14 protein-coding genes are annotated in these 14,210 nt (G+C 72.3%); 10 read left to right on the top strand and 4 right to left on the bottom strand.

What is annotated here, in order from left to right; translation table 11 throughout:
* Positions 1-448: 448 nt before the first annotated feature.
* From ACFW5B_RS14915 to ACFW5B_RS14900, 4 genes are all read left to right on the top strand, one after another.
* Positions 449-1,330, top strand: coding sequence for a DUF4429 domain-containing protein (locus tag ACFW5B_RS14915; protein ID WP_386438722.1), 882 nt, complete (start codon positions 449-451; stop codon positions 1,328-1,330).
* A gap of 106 nt (positions 1,331-1,436) precedes the next feature.
* On the top strand, positions 1,437-2,828 hold the full coding sequence (locus ACFW5B_RS14910; protein ID WP_386438719.1) for a sensor histidine kinase: 1,392 nt from the start codon (positions 1,437-1,439) through the stop codon (positions 2,826-2,828).
* Positions 2,825-3,505: a response regulator gene (locus ACFW5B_RS14905; protein WP_386438716.1), complete on the top strand. Its 681-nt coding sequence runs from the start codon at positions 2,825-2,827 to the stop codon at positions 3,503-3,505. Before ACFW5B_RS14910 ends, ACFW5B_RS14905 begins: the two co-directional genes overlap by 4 nt.
* A gap of 160 nt (positions 3,506-3,665) precedes the next feature.
* Positions 3,666-4,934 (top strand): acyltransferase, encoded by a 1,269-nt coding sequence (locus tag ACFW5B_RS14900; protein ID WP_386438713.1) that lies wholly within the window; start codon positions 3,666-3,668, stop codon positions 4,932-4,934.
* A gap of 102 nt (positions 4,935-5,036) precedes the next feature.
* Here ACFW5B_RS14900 and ACFW5B_RS14895 read toward each other — a convergent pair whose 3' ends face one another.
* Entirely contained in the window at positions 5,037-6,053 is a 1,017-nt protein-coding gene (locus ACFW5B_RS14895; protein WP_386438711.1) for an aldo/keto reductase, read from the bottom strand.
* A 7-nt stretch (positions 6,054-6,060) separates the two neighbouring features.
* On the bottom strand, positions 6,061-6,549 hold the full coding sequence (locus ACFW5B_RS14890) for a MerR family transcriptional regulator (protein WP_386438709.1): 489 nt from the start codon (positions 6,547-6,549) through the stop codon (positions 6,061-6,063).
* A 150-nt stretch (positions 6,550-6,699) separates the two neighbouring features.
* Here ACFW5B_RS14890 and ACFW5B_RS14885 point away from each other — a divergent pair, with 150 nt between their 5' ends.
* A complete protein-coding gene (locus ACFW5B_RS14885; protein ID WP_386438706.1) occupies positions 6,700-7,521 on the top strand; it encodes a serine hydrolase domain-containing protein in 822 nt (273 codons plus the stop codon).
* A 46-nt stretch (positions 7,522-7,567) separates the two neighbouring features.
* Here the strand turns inward: ACFW5B_RS14885 and ACFW5B_RS14880 are convergent, their stop codons facing one another.
* Positions 7,568-8,239 carry a pirin family protein gene (locus ACFW5B_RS14880; RefSeq protein WP_386438703.1) on the bottom strand — a complete coding sequence of 224 codons (672 nt, stop codon included), beginning with the start codon at positions 8,237-8,239 and terminating at the stop codon, positions 7,568-7,570.
* Positions 8,240-8,278: 39 nt separating this feature from the next.
* On the opposite strand from ACFW5B_RS14880, the gene ACFW5B_RS14875 reads away from it, so the two are divergent.
* The 5 genes from ACFW5B_RS14875 to fabF all read left to right on the top strand — a co-directional run bounded on the left by ACFW5B_RS14875 (position 8,279) and on the right by fabF (position 13,268).
* Entirely contained in the window at positions 8,279-9,481 is a 1,203-nt protein-coding gene (locus ACFW5B_RS14875) for a CdaR family transcriptional regulator (RefSeq protein ID WP_078518510.1), read from the top strand.
* An 89-nt stretch (positions 9,482-9,570) separates the two neighbouring features.
* Positions 9,571-10,512 carry an ACP S-malonyltransferase gene (locus ACFW5B_RS14870; protein ID WP_386438699.1) on the top strand — a complete coding sequence of 314 codons (942 nt, stop codon included), beginning with the start codon at positions 9,571-9,573 and terminating at the stop codon, positions 10,510-10,512.
* Positions 10,513-10,525: 13 nt separating this feature from the next.
* Positions 10,526-11,572, top strand: a complete 1,047-nt coding sequence (locus tag ACFW5B_RS14865; RefSeq protein WP_386438696.1) for a ketoacyl-ACP synthase III — start codon at positions 10,526-10,528, stop codon at positions 11,570-11,572.
* A gap of 105 nt (positions 11,573-11,677) precedes the next feature.
* Positions 11,678-11,926: an acyl carrier protein gene (locus ACFW5B_RS14860; RefSeq protein ID WP_006605825.1), complete on the top strand. Its 249-nt coding sequence runs from the start codon at positions 11,678-11,680 to the stop codon at positions 11,924-11,926.
* Positions 11,927-12,002: 76 nt separating this feature from the next.
* Positions 12,003-13,268 (top strand): beta-ketoacyl-ACP synthase II, encoded by a 1,266-nt coding sequence (gene fabF, locus ACFW5B_RS14855; RefSeq protein WP_386438691.1) that lies wholly within the window; start codon positions 12,003-12,005, stop codon positions 13,266-13,268.
* 271 nt (positions 13,269-13,539) lie between these two features.
* Here fabF and ACFW5B_RS14850 read toward each other — a convergent pair whose 3' ends face one another.
* Positions 13,540-14,034, bottom strand: a complete 495-nt coding sequence (locus tag ACFW5B_RS14850; RefSeq protein WP_386438688.1) for a DUF3145 domain-containing protein — start codon at positions 14,032-14,034, stop codon at positions 13,540-13,542.
* Between the last annotated feature and the right edge of the window lie 176 nt (positions 14,035-14,210).

The following is a 14,210-nucleotide window of genomic DNA, read 5'->3' as shown; positions in this document are numbered from 1 at the left end:
CCGAAGACTCCACCCAGCACTCCCCGACGGGGGGGGGGGGGGGGGGGGGCCCCGGCCCCCCCCCCCCCCCCCCGCCCCCCCCCCCCCCCCCCGGGGCCCCCCCCCCCCCCCCCCCCCACGCCGGCTACTTCGCGCCGGGCACCGGCAGCCTGCGCAACTTCGCGCTCGTCGGGGTCGGCGCGACCAGCACCGTCGCCTGCGCGTCCGACGACCCGCAGTGCGGCACCCGTCCGGTCTGAGGGGACCGCGGGGCAACGAAACGGCGGCCGCAGGCACGGCCCGGCGCCCGGGGACGGGCCGTGCCTGCGGAGACCGCCCCCGGTCACGGCGCCGCCCACGAGGCGGGAGACGGCGCGGGTGACCGGAGTGACAGGCACCGCTTCGGCGCGCGCCTCCGAGCTGTCCGGAAGGGGGACGAGTGAGCAACCGCCCGCATACGATGAGCCACATGGGTGATGTGCTGGCCGGTTTTCACGCCGTCTGGGAGTTCGACACGGACTCCGTACTCATCCGCTTCGAACGGGGGATCCGCAGGCCGAAGCTGTTCCAGGCGCTCGGCGAGCGACGCATTCCGTACGAGGCGCTGAACTCCGTGGAGGTGACCGAGGGCAGACGTGGCACGGTGGTGCTGCACGCCGTGCCCCGGCACGGCGCCGACCCCCTGATGGAAGCGGCGGACGGGCAGCTCAAGGAGGACTCCGACCCCTACCGGCTGGTGCTTCCGGCCGACCGCGAGACGCTCGCCGAGTACTACGCCGACGAGCTGCGCACGGTGCTCGGCCCCGATGCCAAGGAGCCCGCCGACCGCCACCTGGTGGCCGCGCCGGAGCCTCCGCTGCACTTCAAGGCGTATGACGGCAAGGCGTCCTTCGACGGGCGTGCGGTCGCCTTCCGGTGGTTCTGGACGGGTGCGTCCTCGGCGAAGTGGAAGTGCGGCGACCAGTCCTTCCCCGTAGGTGAGCTGGCCGGGATCGAGTGGCGGTCGCCGGAGATCCTCAACGGCTATCTGCGGCTGCTGGAGCGCGGGGCCCGCGAGCCCGGGACGGGCGAGGCGGACCAGGACCCGGCCGCCGTGGTGTTCGGGCTGGGGTACGGCCCGGTGCACGAGTCACTGCCGTTCGCGGCCTCGGTGCTGCAGGCCGTACGCGCCGCCGAACCGGCCCAGGAGACGCCGGACGCCGCGCCGGTGCGCCACCGGACCGGGGAGACCCGGCGCGACCCGGCGGACATCGCGGACCGGATACGGCACCTCGGCGAGCTGCACGGCGCGGGACTGCTGACCGATGACGAGTTCAGCACGAAGAAGGCCGAGTTGCTGGCGGAGCTCTAGGGCCGGGCCTGTCTCCGCGTCCTGGACTCATACCGTGGTACGGGGTCGAAAGCCCGACCCCTGGTATGACGCCATGGGCCGCGCGCACCGCTTGAATAGAGGCGCGATGAGTGGACGAGCTGTCAACCCCGAAACGGAGCCGGAGCACGGACCCGTGCGTGAGCCGGTCCGGCGGCGGGCGCTGCGCGCCGCACAACAGGCGCTGCGTGTGCTGGCCGTGGAGCTGGGCACCCCGACCGAGCCCGGCACCCCGCTGCTGGGCGGCGTCCGGAGCGTCTGGCTGCGCCGCCTGCCCTATGTGGTCGCGTTCGGGTTCGCGGTCTCCCTGTTGCCGACGACCATCAACGTCCTCGGCAACGACTACGGCCTCAACGGGCGGCTGGCCGGTGCGCTGGCCACCGCGCAGACCGTGCCGCTGCTGCTCGCGGTGACCCGGCCGCTGCAGGCCTGGTGGGTGATCTTCGCGGCGGATGTCATCGGCGCCATGGCGCTCACCGGCACCGATGGTGTGGTGGGGCGCGCCTGGCCCTGGCCGCCCATGGAGATCGTCGGCTATCTCGCGCTGATGCTGGCGCTGTCGCTGCGCGAACGCCGCCGCACGCTGACCGCCGTCTGGCTGACGACCGGTGTGGCGGGGCTGCTCTCCGAGCTGCTCACCCCGGACGGCAGCGAGAGCACCTGGGTGCTGCTGTTCGTGCTCGCCGGTGTGGTGCTGATGATGGGCGCCACGCTGCGCGAACGCGGCGACGCCCAGCGCAAGTTGATGGAGCAGGAGACCATCAGCGAGGCCGAGCGGGCCCGTCGGACGCTGCTGGAGGAGCGCACCCGGATCGCCCGTGAACTGCACGATGTCGTCGCCCACCACATGTCGGTGATCACGGTCCAGGCGGCCAGCGCCCCGTACCGCATCAGCGGGATTCCGCGGGAGGCGGAGGACGAGTTCGGCGCGATCGCGGCGACCGCCCGGGAGTCGCTGGCGGAGATGCGCCGGCTGCTCGGGGTGCTGCGCAGCGAGGAGGCGGAGCAGCACAGCGGCCCGGAGAAGACCCCGCAGCCCGGCATCGGCATGCTGCCGAAGCTGGTCGAGGGGACCGTACGGGCGGGTGTGCCGGTCGAGTTGGCGCTGCCCGAGGAGCCGGTGGCGCTGGAACCGGCGGTGGATCTGTCGACGTACCGCATCGTGCAGGAGGCGCTGGCCAATGTGGTGCGGCATGCCCCGGGGGCGCAGACCCGGGTGTCGGTGACCCCGGCCGCGGACGGCGCCCGGCTGACCGTGTTGGTCGTCAACTCCGCGCCGTCCGCGCCCTCCACGCCCTTGGAGACCACCGGCACGGGGCATGGTCTGATCGGGATGCGGGAGCGGGTCCGGCTGGTGGAGGGTTCGCTCGACACCGGGCCGCTGCCCGACGGCGGCTTCCGGGTCGCCGCCCAACTCCCGCTCCACGCACCGGCGTCCCCGGCATCGCCCCTCTCCACGAAGGATTCGCACCCCGTATGACCACGCGCGTGATCATCGTCGACGACCAGGCCATGGTGCGCGCGGGGTTCGCCGCGCTGCTCGCCGCGCAGAGCGACATCGATGTGGTGGGCGATGCCCCGGACGGTGTGCAGGGCGTCGCCCTGAGCCGCCGGACACACCCCGATGTGGTGCTGATGGATGTGCGGATGCCGGAGATGGACGGGCTGGAGGCGGCCCGGCAGCTGCTCGATCCGCCCGCCGGTGTCACCCACCGCCCCAAGGTCCTGATGCTGACCACGTTCGATGTCGACGACTACGTCTACGAGGCGCTGCGCGCCGGGGCGTCCGGCTTTCTGCTCAAGGACGCGCCGCCGGCCGATCTGATCTCCGCGGTCCGGGTGGTGGCGGCCGGGGAGGCACTGCTCGCGCCGTCCGTGACCCGGCGGCTGATCGCCGATTTCGCCCGCTCGGGGCCGGTGGCCCGTAAGGGGCGGCCCGCCCTGCGGCTGAACGGGCTCACTCCGCGCGAGACGGAGGTACTGGAGCTGATCGCCCGCGGGCTGTCTAACCAGGAGATCGCCGAGGCCCTGATCGTCGCCGAGCAGACCGTGAAGACCCATGTCAGCCGGGTGCTCGCCAAGTTGGCGCTCCGGGACCGGGCGCAGGCCGTGATCTTCGCGTATGAGTCGGGGCTGGTCTCACCCGGGGAGCGGTAGCGTCCCGCGGCCCCGCTGTCTCTCCTCCGGGAGGACGAGCACGGCCGGTGCCCCCCTACCCCCGTAGCCCCCGGGAGTCGGCCCTTCGGTGTGACGCCGCGTCATATCCCTTTTTCCTACGTTGCCCTCCGGCACACCCACGGGAGAGGGAGACACCACCATGTCCAGGCTCCGCACCGGCGCCCGGTGCGACAGACGCCCGTTCCTCGGCACCGCGGCCGTGGCGGCCGTGGCGGCCGTGGCGGCCGTGGCGGACCGTACGCCCGCGGACCGCGACCGGGCGCTCGACGGTCTGCGGGCGCTGGCGCTGCTCGCCGTCCCCACCGGCCACTGGCTGATCGGCGGCTTCACGCTCGACGCCGGGGGCGCGCTGCACAACGCCAGCCTGCTGACCGCCGTCGGCCAACTCGCCCCGGCCAGTTGGTTCCTGCAGTTGCTCGGCATCTTCTTCCTGGTCGGCGGGCATGCGTCGGTGCTGTCGCTGCGGCGCGCCACCGGGCGGGGCGAGTCCGCCGGGGTGTGGCTGCGGGGCCGGCTGGTGCGGCTGGGGCGTCCGGTGCTCGGGGTGACGGCCGTCTGGGCGGTGCTGCTGCCCCTGCTGTACGGACTGGGCGTGCCGGAGGCGACCTTGCGGACCGGGGCGACGCTGGTGATCCAGCCGCTGTGGTTCGTCGGCGTGTACGCGGTGATCACCGCGCTGACGCCGCTCTGCCTGCGCGCCGCCCGGTGGATGGGTGCCTGGGCCGCGGCCCCTCTGGCGGCGTCCGTGGCAGTGGTGGACTACCTGCGCTACGGGCCGTACGCCGATGCCATGCCGCCGTGGCTGAGCCTGCTCAATCTCCTGCCCGGCTGGATGTTCGCCTATCAACTCGGCGTCTCCTGGGGCGAGCGGCGGCTCGGCGCACGCGCCGCCTGGTCGCTGCTGCTCGGCGGCGCCGCGGTGTTCGCCGCGCTGCTGCTGTTCTTCCACTACCCGGCGAGCATGGTCGGCGTCCCCGGGCAGGACCGTACGAACTCCCACCCGCCGTCCCTGCTGGTGGTGGCGCTGGCCGCGGCCCAGTCGGGCGCCGCGGTGCTGCTCCGGGACCGGCTCGGCCGGCTGCTGCGCCGGCCCGCCCTCTGGGCACCGGTGGCGCTGGTCAACCTCTCCGCGCTGACGATTCTGTGCTGGCACCAGACGGCGATGCTCTCGCTGGCCGTCCCGGCGTCCTTCCTGGGGCAGATCCCGGGGCTGACGGTGGTGCCCGACACCCTCGGCTGGCTGCCGGCCCGGCTCCTGTGGCTGCCGGTGTTCGCCGCCGCACTGCTCCTCATCGGCCGCACCACCCGCCGTTTCGAGGCGCCCTGGACCGGCGCCACCCGTGCCCGCCGGGCCGCCGCGGCGCTACTGGCCGCCGGATTCGGGGCGTTCGCGCTGGGACTGGCGTAGGGCCTGTCCGCAACGTCCCGTAGTGCGGGCGCGCGGCGGCCGGAACGCCGTAAGGGGCGGGCGCCCGGCCCGCCCCTCCCGGTCCGCTCCCGTCCCCGGCGGCTACTCCCGTCCCGCCGAGGTGAACGTCATGTCCGCGTACCGCGCCCCCGCGACCTTGCCGGCGATCGGCTCCAGCTGCGCCAGGTCCTCGTCGGTCAGCCGGATCCGGGTCGCCGCGGTGTTCTCCTCGACCCTCGTGCGCTTACGGGTGCCGGGGATCGGGACGACGGCCAGGCCACGGGCCGTGGCCTGCTGCTGCAGCCAGGCCAGCGCGATCTGGCCGGGCGTGGCACCGTGGGCGTCGGCGAGCGCCCGGACCGGCTCCAGCAGCGCGGCGTTGACGGCCGCGTTGTCGCCGGTGAAGCGGGGCTGCTGGCGGCGGAAGTCGTCCGCGCCCAGCTCCTTGTCCGCGTGCACGAACGCACCGGTCAAAAAGCCCCGGCCGAGCGGGGAGTAGGGCACGAGACCGACGCCGAGCTCGGCCGCCGCCTGCACCACGCCGTCCTCGATGTCCCGGCTGAACAGCGACCACTCGGACTGCAGCGCCGCGATCGGGTGCACGGCCTGCGCCGCGCGCAGTTCGCTGCCGGTCACCTCGCTCAGCCCCAGGTGCTTGACCTTGCCCTCGGCGACGAGTTCGGCCATGGCACCGACCGATTCCTCGATCGGGACGTGCACGTCGCGCCGGTGCATGTAGTACAGGTCGATCTCGTCCACGCCCAGGCGCCGCAGGCTGCCCTCGACGGCCTGACGAAGGTAGGCCCGGTCGTTGCGGATGGTGCGCTTGGCAGGGTCGTCCGGGTCGATGGATATCGCGAACTTGGTGGCCAGCACGACCTCGTCGCGGTGCGCCCGGATGAACGGCGCGATGAACTTCTCGTTCTCCCCCATGCCGTACATGTCGGCCGTGTCGAAGAGCGTCACGCCCAGGTCCAGCGCGCGGTCCAGCGTGGCCCGCGCCTCATCGGCGTCCGTGGGCCCGTAGGCGAAGCTCATGCCCATACAGCCGAGGCCCTGCACGCCGACCCTCGGTCCGCCGTTGCCCAGCTCGACCGTCTCGATCTTCTCGTTCCCCATGGAGACCTCAGAACCTCTCGGACGCCCGCTGGGCGTCGGCATAGATGTCGATCTTGTAGTCGAGTACGTCGAGCGTGCTCTGCAGCTCGGCGATGCGCTGCCGTACGTCCTCGCGGTGCGCGGTCAGCAGCCGCTGCCGCTCGGCGAAGGTGCACTCGCCGGCCCGCACCAGCTCGGCGTAGCGGACCATGTCGGCGACCGGCATACCGGTCAGCCGCAGCTTGGTCACCAGGCCCAGCCAGTCCAGATCGCGGTTGGTGAAGCGCCGCTGCCCGGTATGGGTGCGGTCCACGTGCGGCATCAGGCCGATGCGCTCGTACCAGCGCAGGGTGTGGGCGCTGAGGCCGGTGTGCTCGGCCACCTCACTGATCGTGTACCGGTCACGGCCGGCGGGCCTGGGATGTGCGGGCGCGGCGCGGCAGTCACGCACCGCCGCCGGCAGTTCTCTGGTCGCGGTCGCGCCGCTCGTCACCGGCTCGCTCTGCGTTACCGTCATGTCCCGTCTCCCCTGTCGCGTCGGACGTCTCCCGGCGCTCTGGCCGGATGCCTCTCGACGGCCTCAACGCTAGAGACTTCGAGTGCACTCCAGGCAAGCGCCGATCACGCGCAGACTTGACCGGATTTTGGGGACGTTAGGCTCGTGGGCATGCAGAGCCTGCGGATGATCGAGAACTGGCCGGTGCCCACCGCTGCGGCCGCCGTGGTACGAGCCGACGGGTCGGTGGCCGGGTCGTACGGCCCGCTGGAGCACCGCTTCCCGCTGGCGTCCGTGACCAAGCCGCTGGCCGCGTACGCCGCGCTGCTGGCCGTCGAGGAAGGCGCCGTCGAGCTGGACGAACCGGCCGGACCCGAGGGGTCCACGGTGCGTCATCTGCTCGCCCACACCTCGGGGCTGGCCTTCGACGAGCCGCGCCCGATGGCCGAGCCGGGCAACCGGCGGATCTACTCCAACGCCGGTTTCGAGGCGCTGGGCGACCACATAGCCAAGGCGACCGACATCCCCTTCGCGCAATATCTGCACGAGGCCGTGCTCGCGCCCCTCGGGATGACCGCGACGGAGCTGCCCGGCTCGCCCGCCAAGGACGGTGTCTCGACGGTCGCCGACCTGATCCGTTTCGCGGCCGAGCTGCAGGCGCCCCGGCTGCTCGCGCCGCAGACGCTGGCGGCGGCGACCGAGGTCGTGTTCCCGGGGCTGGCGGGTGTGCTGCCGGGCTACGGGCACCAGAAGCCGAACGACTGGGGGCTGGGCTTCGAGATCCGGGACGGCAAGTCACCGCACTGGACGGGCGCCTCGTCCTCGCCCCGCACCTTCGGGCACTTCGGACAGTCCGGGACGTTCCTGTGGGTGGACCCGGACGCCCGCGCGGCCTGTGTGGCGCTCGCCGACCGGGCCTTCGGGCCGTGGGCGATCGAGGCCTGGCCGCCGCTGACGGATGCGGTGCTGGCCGAGCTGGCGCAGCCGGTCTGACCCGGCCGGAGGGGGCCGGCCGCGCCGCCGCGGGCCCGCACCGGGCTCACCCGTACGACGGTTCCGGCCCCATCTCCCACACCAGGCACTCCGCCGCCGCCAGCCCCCGCAGCTCCAGCCCCGCACCGTTGGTGATCCGCGCCGCGTCGCCGGCCTCCAGCCGCTCGTCGCCGAGCTGCACGGCACCGCGTACCACCTGTACATAGGCCCGTGCGGCATCCGGGACCGCGGTGCGCTCACCGTCGGCGAGGCGGCGCACATGCAGCAGGGCCCCGGCCCGCGGTACCGCGTACGGCGTGCCGTCGGCGATCCCGCGCACCACCTCGTACGACGGCTCCCCGCCGGAGTCGCGCGGCGCCAGCCACATCTGGACGAAGCGCAGCGGCCGCTCGCCGTCGTTGCGCTCCACGTGCCGGACGCCGCCCGCCGAGCTGAGCCGCTGGAGATCGCCCGGACGCACGGTGGTCTCGTGGCCGGCCGAGTCGCGGTGGGTCAGCTCCCCCTCGACCACCCAGGTCACGATCTCCGTGTCGCGGTGCGGGTGCTCGTCGAATCCGGCGCCCGCCGCCAGCCGCTCCTCGTTGCAGGCGATCAGCGCGCCGAAGCGCAGATTCTCCGGGTCGAAATGCGGCCCGAAGGAGAACGCGTGCCGCGACTCGATCCCGGCCTCCGCGTCCCCGCCCGGATACCGTTCATGGCCTCTCCGCACCTGAATCATGGGCCCACGGTAGCCCCGCCCCCGCACCTCCCCGCCCCGATGGTGCAGGCTTGTCCCGTGTCTGAACCCGCTTCGCGCGACGCGCACCCGCACTCCGCGACCCTCCGGCGCCTGGAGAATTCGTCCGGCAAACTGGCGGCGGCCGCCATCGCCCGCATGGACGCCACGCTGCCGTGGTACCGCGCGATGCCCCCGGAGAATCGTTCCTGGATCGGCCTGGTGGCGCAGGCCGGTATCGCCGCGTTCACCGAGTGGTTCCGGCATCCGGAGACACCGCAGGCGATCAGCACCGACGTCTTCGGCACGGCGCCGCGCGAGCTGACCCGGGCGATCACGCTGCGGCAGACCGTGGAGATGGTCCGGACGACCATCGAGGTCATGGAGTCCGCGATCGACGAGGTCGCGGCCCCCGGCGACGAGTCGGTGCTGCGCGAGGCGCTGCTGGTCTACGCCCGGGAGATCGCCTTCGCCACCGCCCAGGTCTACGCCCAGGCCGCCGAGGCCCGCGGCGCCTGGGACGCCCGGCTGGAGTCGCTGGTGGTCAACGCCGTGCTGTCGGGGGAGGCGGACGAGGGCGCGGTCTCCCGTGCCGCGGCCCTGGGCTGGAACTCCCCCGAGCATGTGTGCGTGGTGCTGGGCACCGCGCCGGACGGGGACAGCGAACTGACCGTGGAGGCGATCCGGCGCGCCGCCCGGCACGCCAAGCTCCAGGTCCTGACCGGGGTGCTGGGCTCCCGTCTGGTGGTGATCGCGGGTGGTTCGGACAACCCGCTGAAGGCCGCGAAGGCGCTGATCGGCCCGTATGCCGCGGGGCCGGTGGTGGCCGGTCCGGTGGTCTCCGATCTGCTGGCCGCGACCCGGTCGGCGCAGGCCGCGGCCGCCGGGCTGCGGGCCTGTGCCGCCTGGCCGGACGCCCCGCGGCCGGTGCTCGCGGACGACCTGCTGCCGGAGCGCGCGATGGCCTCGGACCCGGTCGCGCGCGAGCAGTTGGTGGAGGAGATCTACAGACCGCTGGAGGAGGCGGGGTCGGCGCTGCTGGAGACGCTGAGCGTCTATCTGGAGCAGGCGAGCAGTCTGGAGGGGGCCGCCAGGATGCTGTTCGTGCACCCCAACACCGTGCGCTATCGGCTCCGACGTGTGACCGACGTCACCGGCTGGTCACCCTCCGACGTGCGCTCGGCGTTCACCCTCCGTATCGCGTTGATTCTCGGGCGCCTGGCTGACGGTGAGGCACAACCCTAGACTTTTGTCGGACACCAACAATTACCCCGATGGTTCTTCGTCCTTGTCCCCACGGGCGGGCGGAACCACCCACAAGAGAGAGTGTGAGGGTGCTCGTACTCGTCGCTCCCGGCCAAGGCGCTCAGACGCCCGGCTTCCTGACCCCCTGGCTCGACCTCCCCGGTGTCGAGGACCGGCTCCGCGCCTGGTCTGCCGCCATCGATCTGGACCTGGTCCACTACGGCACGAAGGCGGACGAGGAGGAGATCCGGGACACCGCGGTGGCGCAGCCGCTGCTGGTGGCCTCCGCTCTGCTCTCCGCCCGCCAGCTGTTCACCACGGCCGACGACGTCGCCGCGCAGGCCGGCGCGGTGGCCGGGCACAGCGTCGGTGAGCTGGCCGCCGCCGCACTGTCCGGCACGCTGTCCGACGAGGCCGCGATGGCTCTGGTGCGCCGGCGCGGTCAGGCGATGGCCGAGGCCGCCGCCGTCACCGAGACCGGTATGGCCGCGCTGCTGGGCGGCGACGAGGCCGTGGTCATCCCGCATCTGGAGCAGCTGGGCCTGACCCCGGCGAATGTGAACGGCGCCGGCCAGATCGTCGCCGCGGGCACCGCCGAGCAGATCGCCGCGCTGGTCGAGAACAAGCCGGAGGGCACTCGCCGGGTCGTACCGCTGAAGGTGGCCGGCGCGTTCCATACTCACCACATGGCCCCCGCCGTCTCCGCCCTGGAAGCCGCGACCGCACAGCTGTCGGTCGCCGATCCGCGCACCCGTTACGTCTCCAACAAGGACGGCCAGGTCGTCTCCTCCGGACCGGAGCTGGTGCAGCGGCTGGTGGGCCAGGTGGCCAACCCCGTGCGCTGGGACCGGTGCATGGAGACCTTCAAGGAGCTCGGGGTCACCACCCTCATCGAGGCGGCCCCCGGCGGCACGCTCACCGGCCTGGCCAAGCGCGCGCTCCCCGGCGTGCGGACCCTCGCCCTCAAGACGCCCGACGACCTCGACGCGGCCCGCACGCTGATCGCCGAGCAATCCGCACCGGCCGAATAGGAGTCCGCAGCGCATGACCTCGAAGATCAAGCCATCCAAGGGCGCCCCGTACGCGCGGATCATGGGCGTCGGCGGCTACCGCCCGACCCGTGTCGTGCCGAACGAGGAGATCCTCAAGCACATCGACTCGTCCGACGAGTGGATCCGCTCGCGGTCCGGTATCGCGACCCGCCACTGGGCGGGCCCCGAGGAGACCGTCGCGACCATGTCGGTCGAGGCGTCCGGCAAGGCCATCGCCGACGCCGGGATCACGCCCGAGCAGATCGGCGCCGTGATCGTCTCCACCGTGTCGCACTTCAAGCAGACCCCGGCGATCGCGACCGAGATCGCGCACCGTATCGGTGCCGGCAAGCCGGCCGCGTTCGACATCTCGGCGGGCTGTGCGGGCTTCGGCTACGGACTGACCCTGGCCAAGGGCCTGGTGACCGAGGGCTCGGCGGAGTATGTGCTGGTCCTCGGCGTGGAGCGGCTCTCGGACCTGACCGACCTGGAGGACCGCGCGACGGCCTTCCTCTTCGGTGACGGTGCCGGTGCGGTCATCGTCGGTCCGGCCGACGAGCCCGAGATCGGCCCGACGGTCTGGGGTTCGGAGGGCGACAAGTCCGAGACCATCAAGCAGACCCTCGGCTGGGACGTCTACCGCCCCACCCCGGTGCCCGGAGGAGACGCGCCCGAGGGCCGCCCGACCCCCGAGGAGATCCGCTACCCCGCCATCACCCAGGAGGGCCAGGCGGTCTTCCGGTGGGCGGTGTTCGAGATGGCGAAGGTCGCCCAGCAGGCGCTGGACGCGGCCGGAGTCAGCCCGGACGACCTGGACGTCTTCATTCCGCACCAGGCCAACATGCGGATCATCGACTCGATGGTGAAGACTCTGAAGCTGCCGGAGAGCGTGACGGTCGCCCGTGACGTGGAAACCACCGGCAACACCTCGGCCGCCTCCATTCCGCTCGCCATGGAGCGGCTGTTGGCGACCGGACAGGCCAAGAGCGGCGACACCGCGCTGGTCATCGGCTTCGGGGCGGGTCTCGTCTACGCCGCTACGGTCGTTACCCTCCCCTAGGCAAGATCTGCGCAGCACCGCACGTCTTCGGATGTGTCGGACGCCGAACGGATCTTCACCGCAAGTAACGCAGTTTCCCCTTAAAATGACCGAAGGAGCGCCATCATGGCCGCCACTCAGGAAGAGATCGTCGCCGGTCTCGCCGAGATCGTGAACGAGATCGCCGGGATCCCCACCGAGGACGTCCAGGTGGACAAGTCCTTCACCGACGACCTGGACGTCGACTCGCTGTCCATGGTCGAGGTCGTCGTCGCCGCCGAAGAGCGCTTCGACGTGAAGATCCCGGACGACGACGTCAAGAACCTCAAGACGGTCGGCGACGCGACCGACTACATCCTCAAGCACCAGAGCTGATCCAGGCTCTGCGCAGTCGCCACCCCGCGGTGGCGCCGTCGATTCAGACCCCTCTACCCGTGGAGTAAGAATTCCCGTGAACGCGACCAATCGCACCGTGGTCGTCACCGGTATCGGCGCAACCACACCGCTGGGTGGCGACACCGCTTCGACCTGGGAGGCGCTGCTCGCCGGACGCTCCGGCATCAGCACCCTCGAACAGGACTGGGCCGCCGACCTGCCGGTCCGTATCGCCGGTCAGATCGCCGTCGAGCCGACCGAGATCATTCCCCGTCCGCAGGCCCGCAAGCTGGACCGCTCGGCGCAGTTCGCGCTCGTCGCGGCCCAGGAGGCCTGGAAGGACGCGGGCTTCACCGCCAAGGCGGGCGAGGACACCGCGGTCAACCCCGACCGTCTGGGTGCCGTCATCGCCTCCGGTATCGGCGGTGTGACGACCCTGCTCGACCAGTACGACGTGCTCAAGGAGAAGGGCGTACGCCGCGTCTCCCCGCACACCGTCCCGATGCTGATGCCGAACTCGCCGTCCGCGAACGTCGGCATCGAGTTCAACGCCCGCGCCGGGGTGCACACGCCGGTCTCGGCCTGTGCGTCGGGCGCCGAGGCCATCGGCTACGCGATCGAGATGATCCGCTCCGGCCGCGCCGACGTCGTCGTCGCGGGTGGCACGGAGGCCGCCATCCACCCGCTGCCGATCGTCGCGTTCGGCAACATGATGGCGATGTCCAAGAACAACGACGACCCGCAGGGCGCCTCCCGCCCCTGGGACGTCGACCGCAACGGCTTCGTGCTCGGCGAGGGCGCGGGCGTGATCGTCCTGGAGTCCGAGGAGCACGCCAAGGCCCGTGGCGCGCGCGTCTACGCGGAGGCCGTCGGCCAGGGCATCTCGGCCGACGCGCACCACATCACGCAGCCCGAGCCGTCCGGCAACGGCATCGCGGCGGCGCTGCAGAACCTCCTGGACAACACCGACCTCCAGCCGGCCGAGATCGTGCACGTGAACGCGCACGCGACCTCGACCCCGGCCGGTGACGTCGGCGAGCTCCGGGCGCTGCGCAAGGCGTTCGGCGACGACGTCGACCACATGGCCATCACCAGCACCAAGTCGATGACCGGTCACCTCCTGGGTGGCGCGGGCGGTATCGAGACGGTGGCCACGGTCCTCGCGCTCAAGAACCGGGTCGCCCCGCCGACCATCAACATCGACCAGCTCGACCCGGAGGCCGACGCCGACATCGTCCGCGGCGAGCCCCGGCAGCTGCCGGCCGAGGGCCGGATCGCGGCCCTGAACGACTCGTTCGGCTTCGGCGGCCACAACGTGGTCCTGGCCTTCCGTACGGTCTGAGGCACGCTCAGCACACCCTGAGGGCCCGCCCGGTGGACATCCACCGGGCGGGCCCTCAGGCGTTCCGGGGGGCGTCCGTGATGAGCCGGGCGTCCTCGCCGGCCGCGGACACCGTGCGGCTCGCCGGGTGGTTATCGGCCATGATCGGCTCGGATTTCAGCCGCAGTGAGGCACCTGGAGGCGGCACGGCGGCGGCCGCCTGTTCCCGTGCGCCGGGGAAAGGTTCCTGCCGCCCGCGTGTCGGAGTGTGCGGCGCCGGTGCCGGCGCGGCTCAGACGACCTGGTGGAGCCAGCGGACCGGGGCGCCCTCGCCCGCGTACCGGAAGGGCTCCAGTTCGTCGTCCCAGGGCTTGCCGAGGAGCTTGGCGACCTCGGCGGCCAACTCGGTCTCGCCGCCCGCCGAGCGGGCGACCGCGGCACGCAGCCGGTCCTCGGGGATGAGGATGTCGCCGTGAATGCCCGTGACCGCGTGGAAGATCCCCAGATCGGGGGTGGAGCTGTAGCGCTCGCCCTCGGCGCCGGCGCAGGGTTCCGCGGTCACCTCGAAGCGCAGCAGATGCCAGCCGCGCAGCGCGGAGGCCAGCTTGGACGCCGTGCCGGCCTCGCCCTGCCACGAGAACTCGGCTCTCCACGTGCCCGGCGCCGCCGGCTGGCGGATCCAGTCGAGATTGACGCGCACACCGAGGACGCCCGCGACGGCCCATTCGACGTGCGGGCACAGCGCGCGCGGAGCGGAGTGGACGTACAGAACTCCACGTGTCGTCACCGGGACCTCCAGTGCGGTTCGAGGTTCGCCTTCCCCAGCGGCCTCGTGCCCGTTCCGGTTGCGGCCGGGACAGGAGTCATTCTGCCCCGGTGGTCGCCTCGGCACCAGCATGCTGGTGACTTACAGTAAACACCATTAGGCGGAATTTGCCGCAAAAGGGACAGGAAATGACGTGA

It is taken from the genome of Streptomyces sp. NPDC058773, assembly GCF_042746015.1.
Taxonomy (GTDB): domain Bacteria; phylum Actinomycetota; class Actinomycetes; order Streptomycetales; family Streptomycetaceae; genus Streptomyces.
This window is presented reverse-complemented; position numbering and strand designations above follow the sequence as displayed.

Excerpts from the sequence above, each read along its gene's own strand:
- ACFW5B_RS14890 (WP_386438709.1), bottom strand. The coding sequence starts at position 6,549 with ATGACGGTAACGCAGAGCGAGCCGGTGACGAGCGGCGCGACCGCGACC.
- ACFW5B_RS14910 (WP_386438719.1), top strand. The coding sequence starts at position 1,437 with ATGAGTGGACGAGCTGTCAACCCCGAAACGGAGCCGGAGCACGGACCC.
- ACFW5B_RS14880 (WP_386438703.1), bottom strand. The coding sequence starts at position 8,239 with ATGATTCAGGTGCGGAGAGGCCATGAACGGTATCCGGGCGGGGACGCG.
- ACFW5B_RS14885 (WP_386438706.1), top strand. The coding sequence starts at position 6,700 with ATGCAGAGCCTGCGGATGATCGAGAACTGGCCGGTGCCCACCGCTGCG.
- ACFW5B_RS14900 (WP_386438713.1), top strand. The coding sequence starts at position 3,666 with ATGTCCAGGCTCCGCACCGGCGCCCGGTGCGACAGACGCCCGTTCCTC.
- ACFW5B_RS14905 (WP_386438716.1), top strand. The coding sequence starts at position 2,825 with ATGACCACGCGCGTGATCATCGTCGACGACCAGGCCATGGTGCGCGCG.
- ACFW5B_RS14875 (WP_078518510.1), top strand. The coding sequence starts at position 8,279 with ATGGTGCAGGCTTGTCCCGTGTCTGAACCCGCTTCGCGCGACGCGCAC.
- ACFW5B_RS14865 (WP_386438696.1), top strand. The coding sequence starts at position 10,526 with ATGACCTCGAAGATCAAGCCATCCAAGGGCGCCCCGTACGCGCGGATC.
- ACFW5B_RS14915 (WP_386438722.1), top strand. The coding sequence starts at position 449 with ATGGGTGATGTGCTGGCCGGTTTTCACGCCGTCTGGGAGTTCGACACG.
- ACFW5B_RS14860 (WP_006605825.1), top strand. The coding sequence starts at position 11,678 with ATGGCCGCCACTCAGGAAGAGATCGTCGCCGGTCTCGCCGAGATCGTG.
- ACFW5B_RS14895 (WP_386438711.1), bottom strand. The coding sequence starts at position 6,053 with ATGGGGAACGAGAAGATCGAGACGGTCGAGCTGGGCAACGGCGGACCG.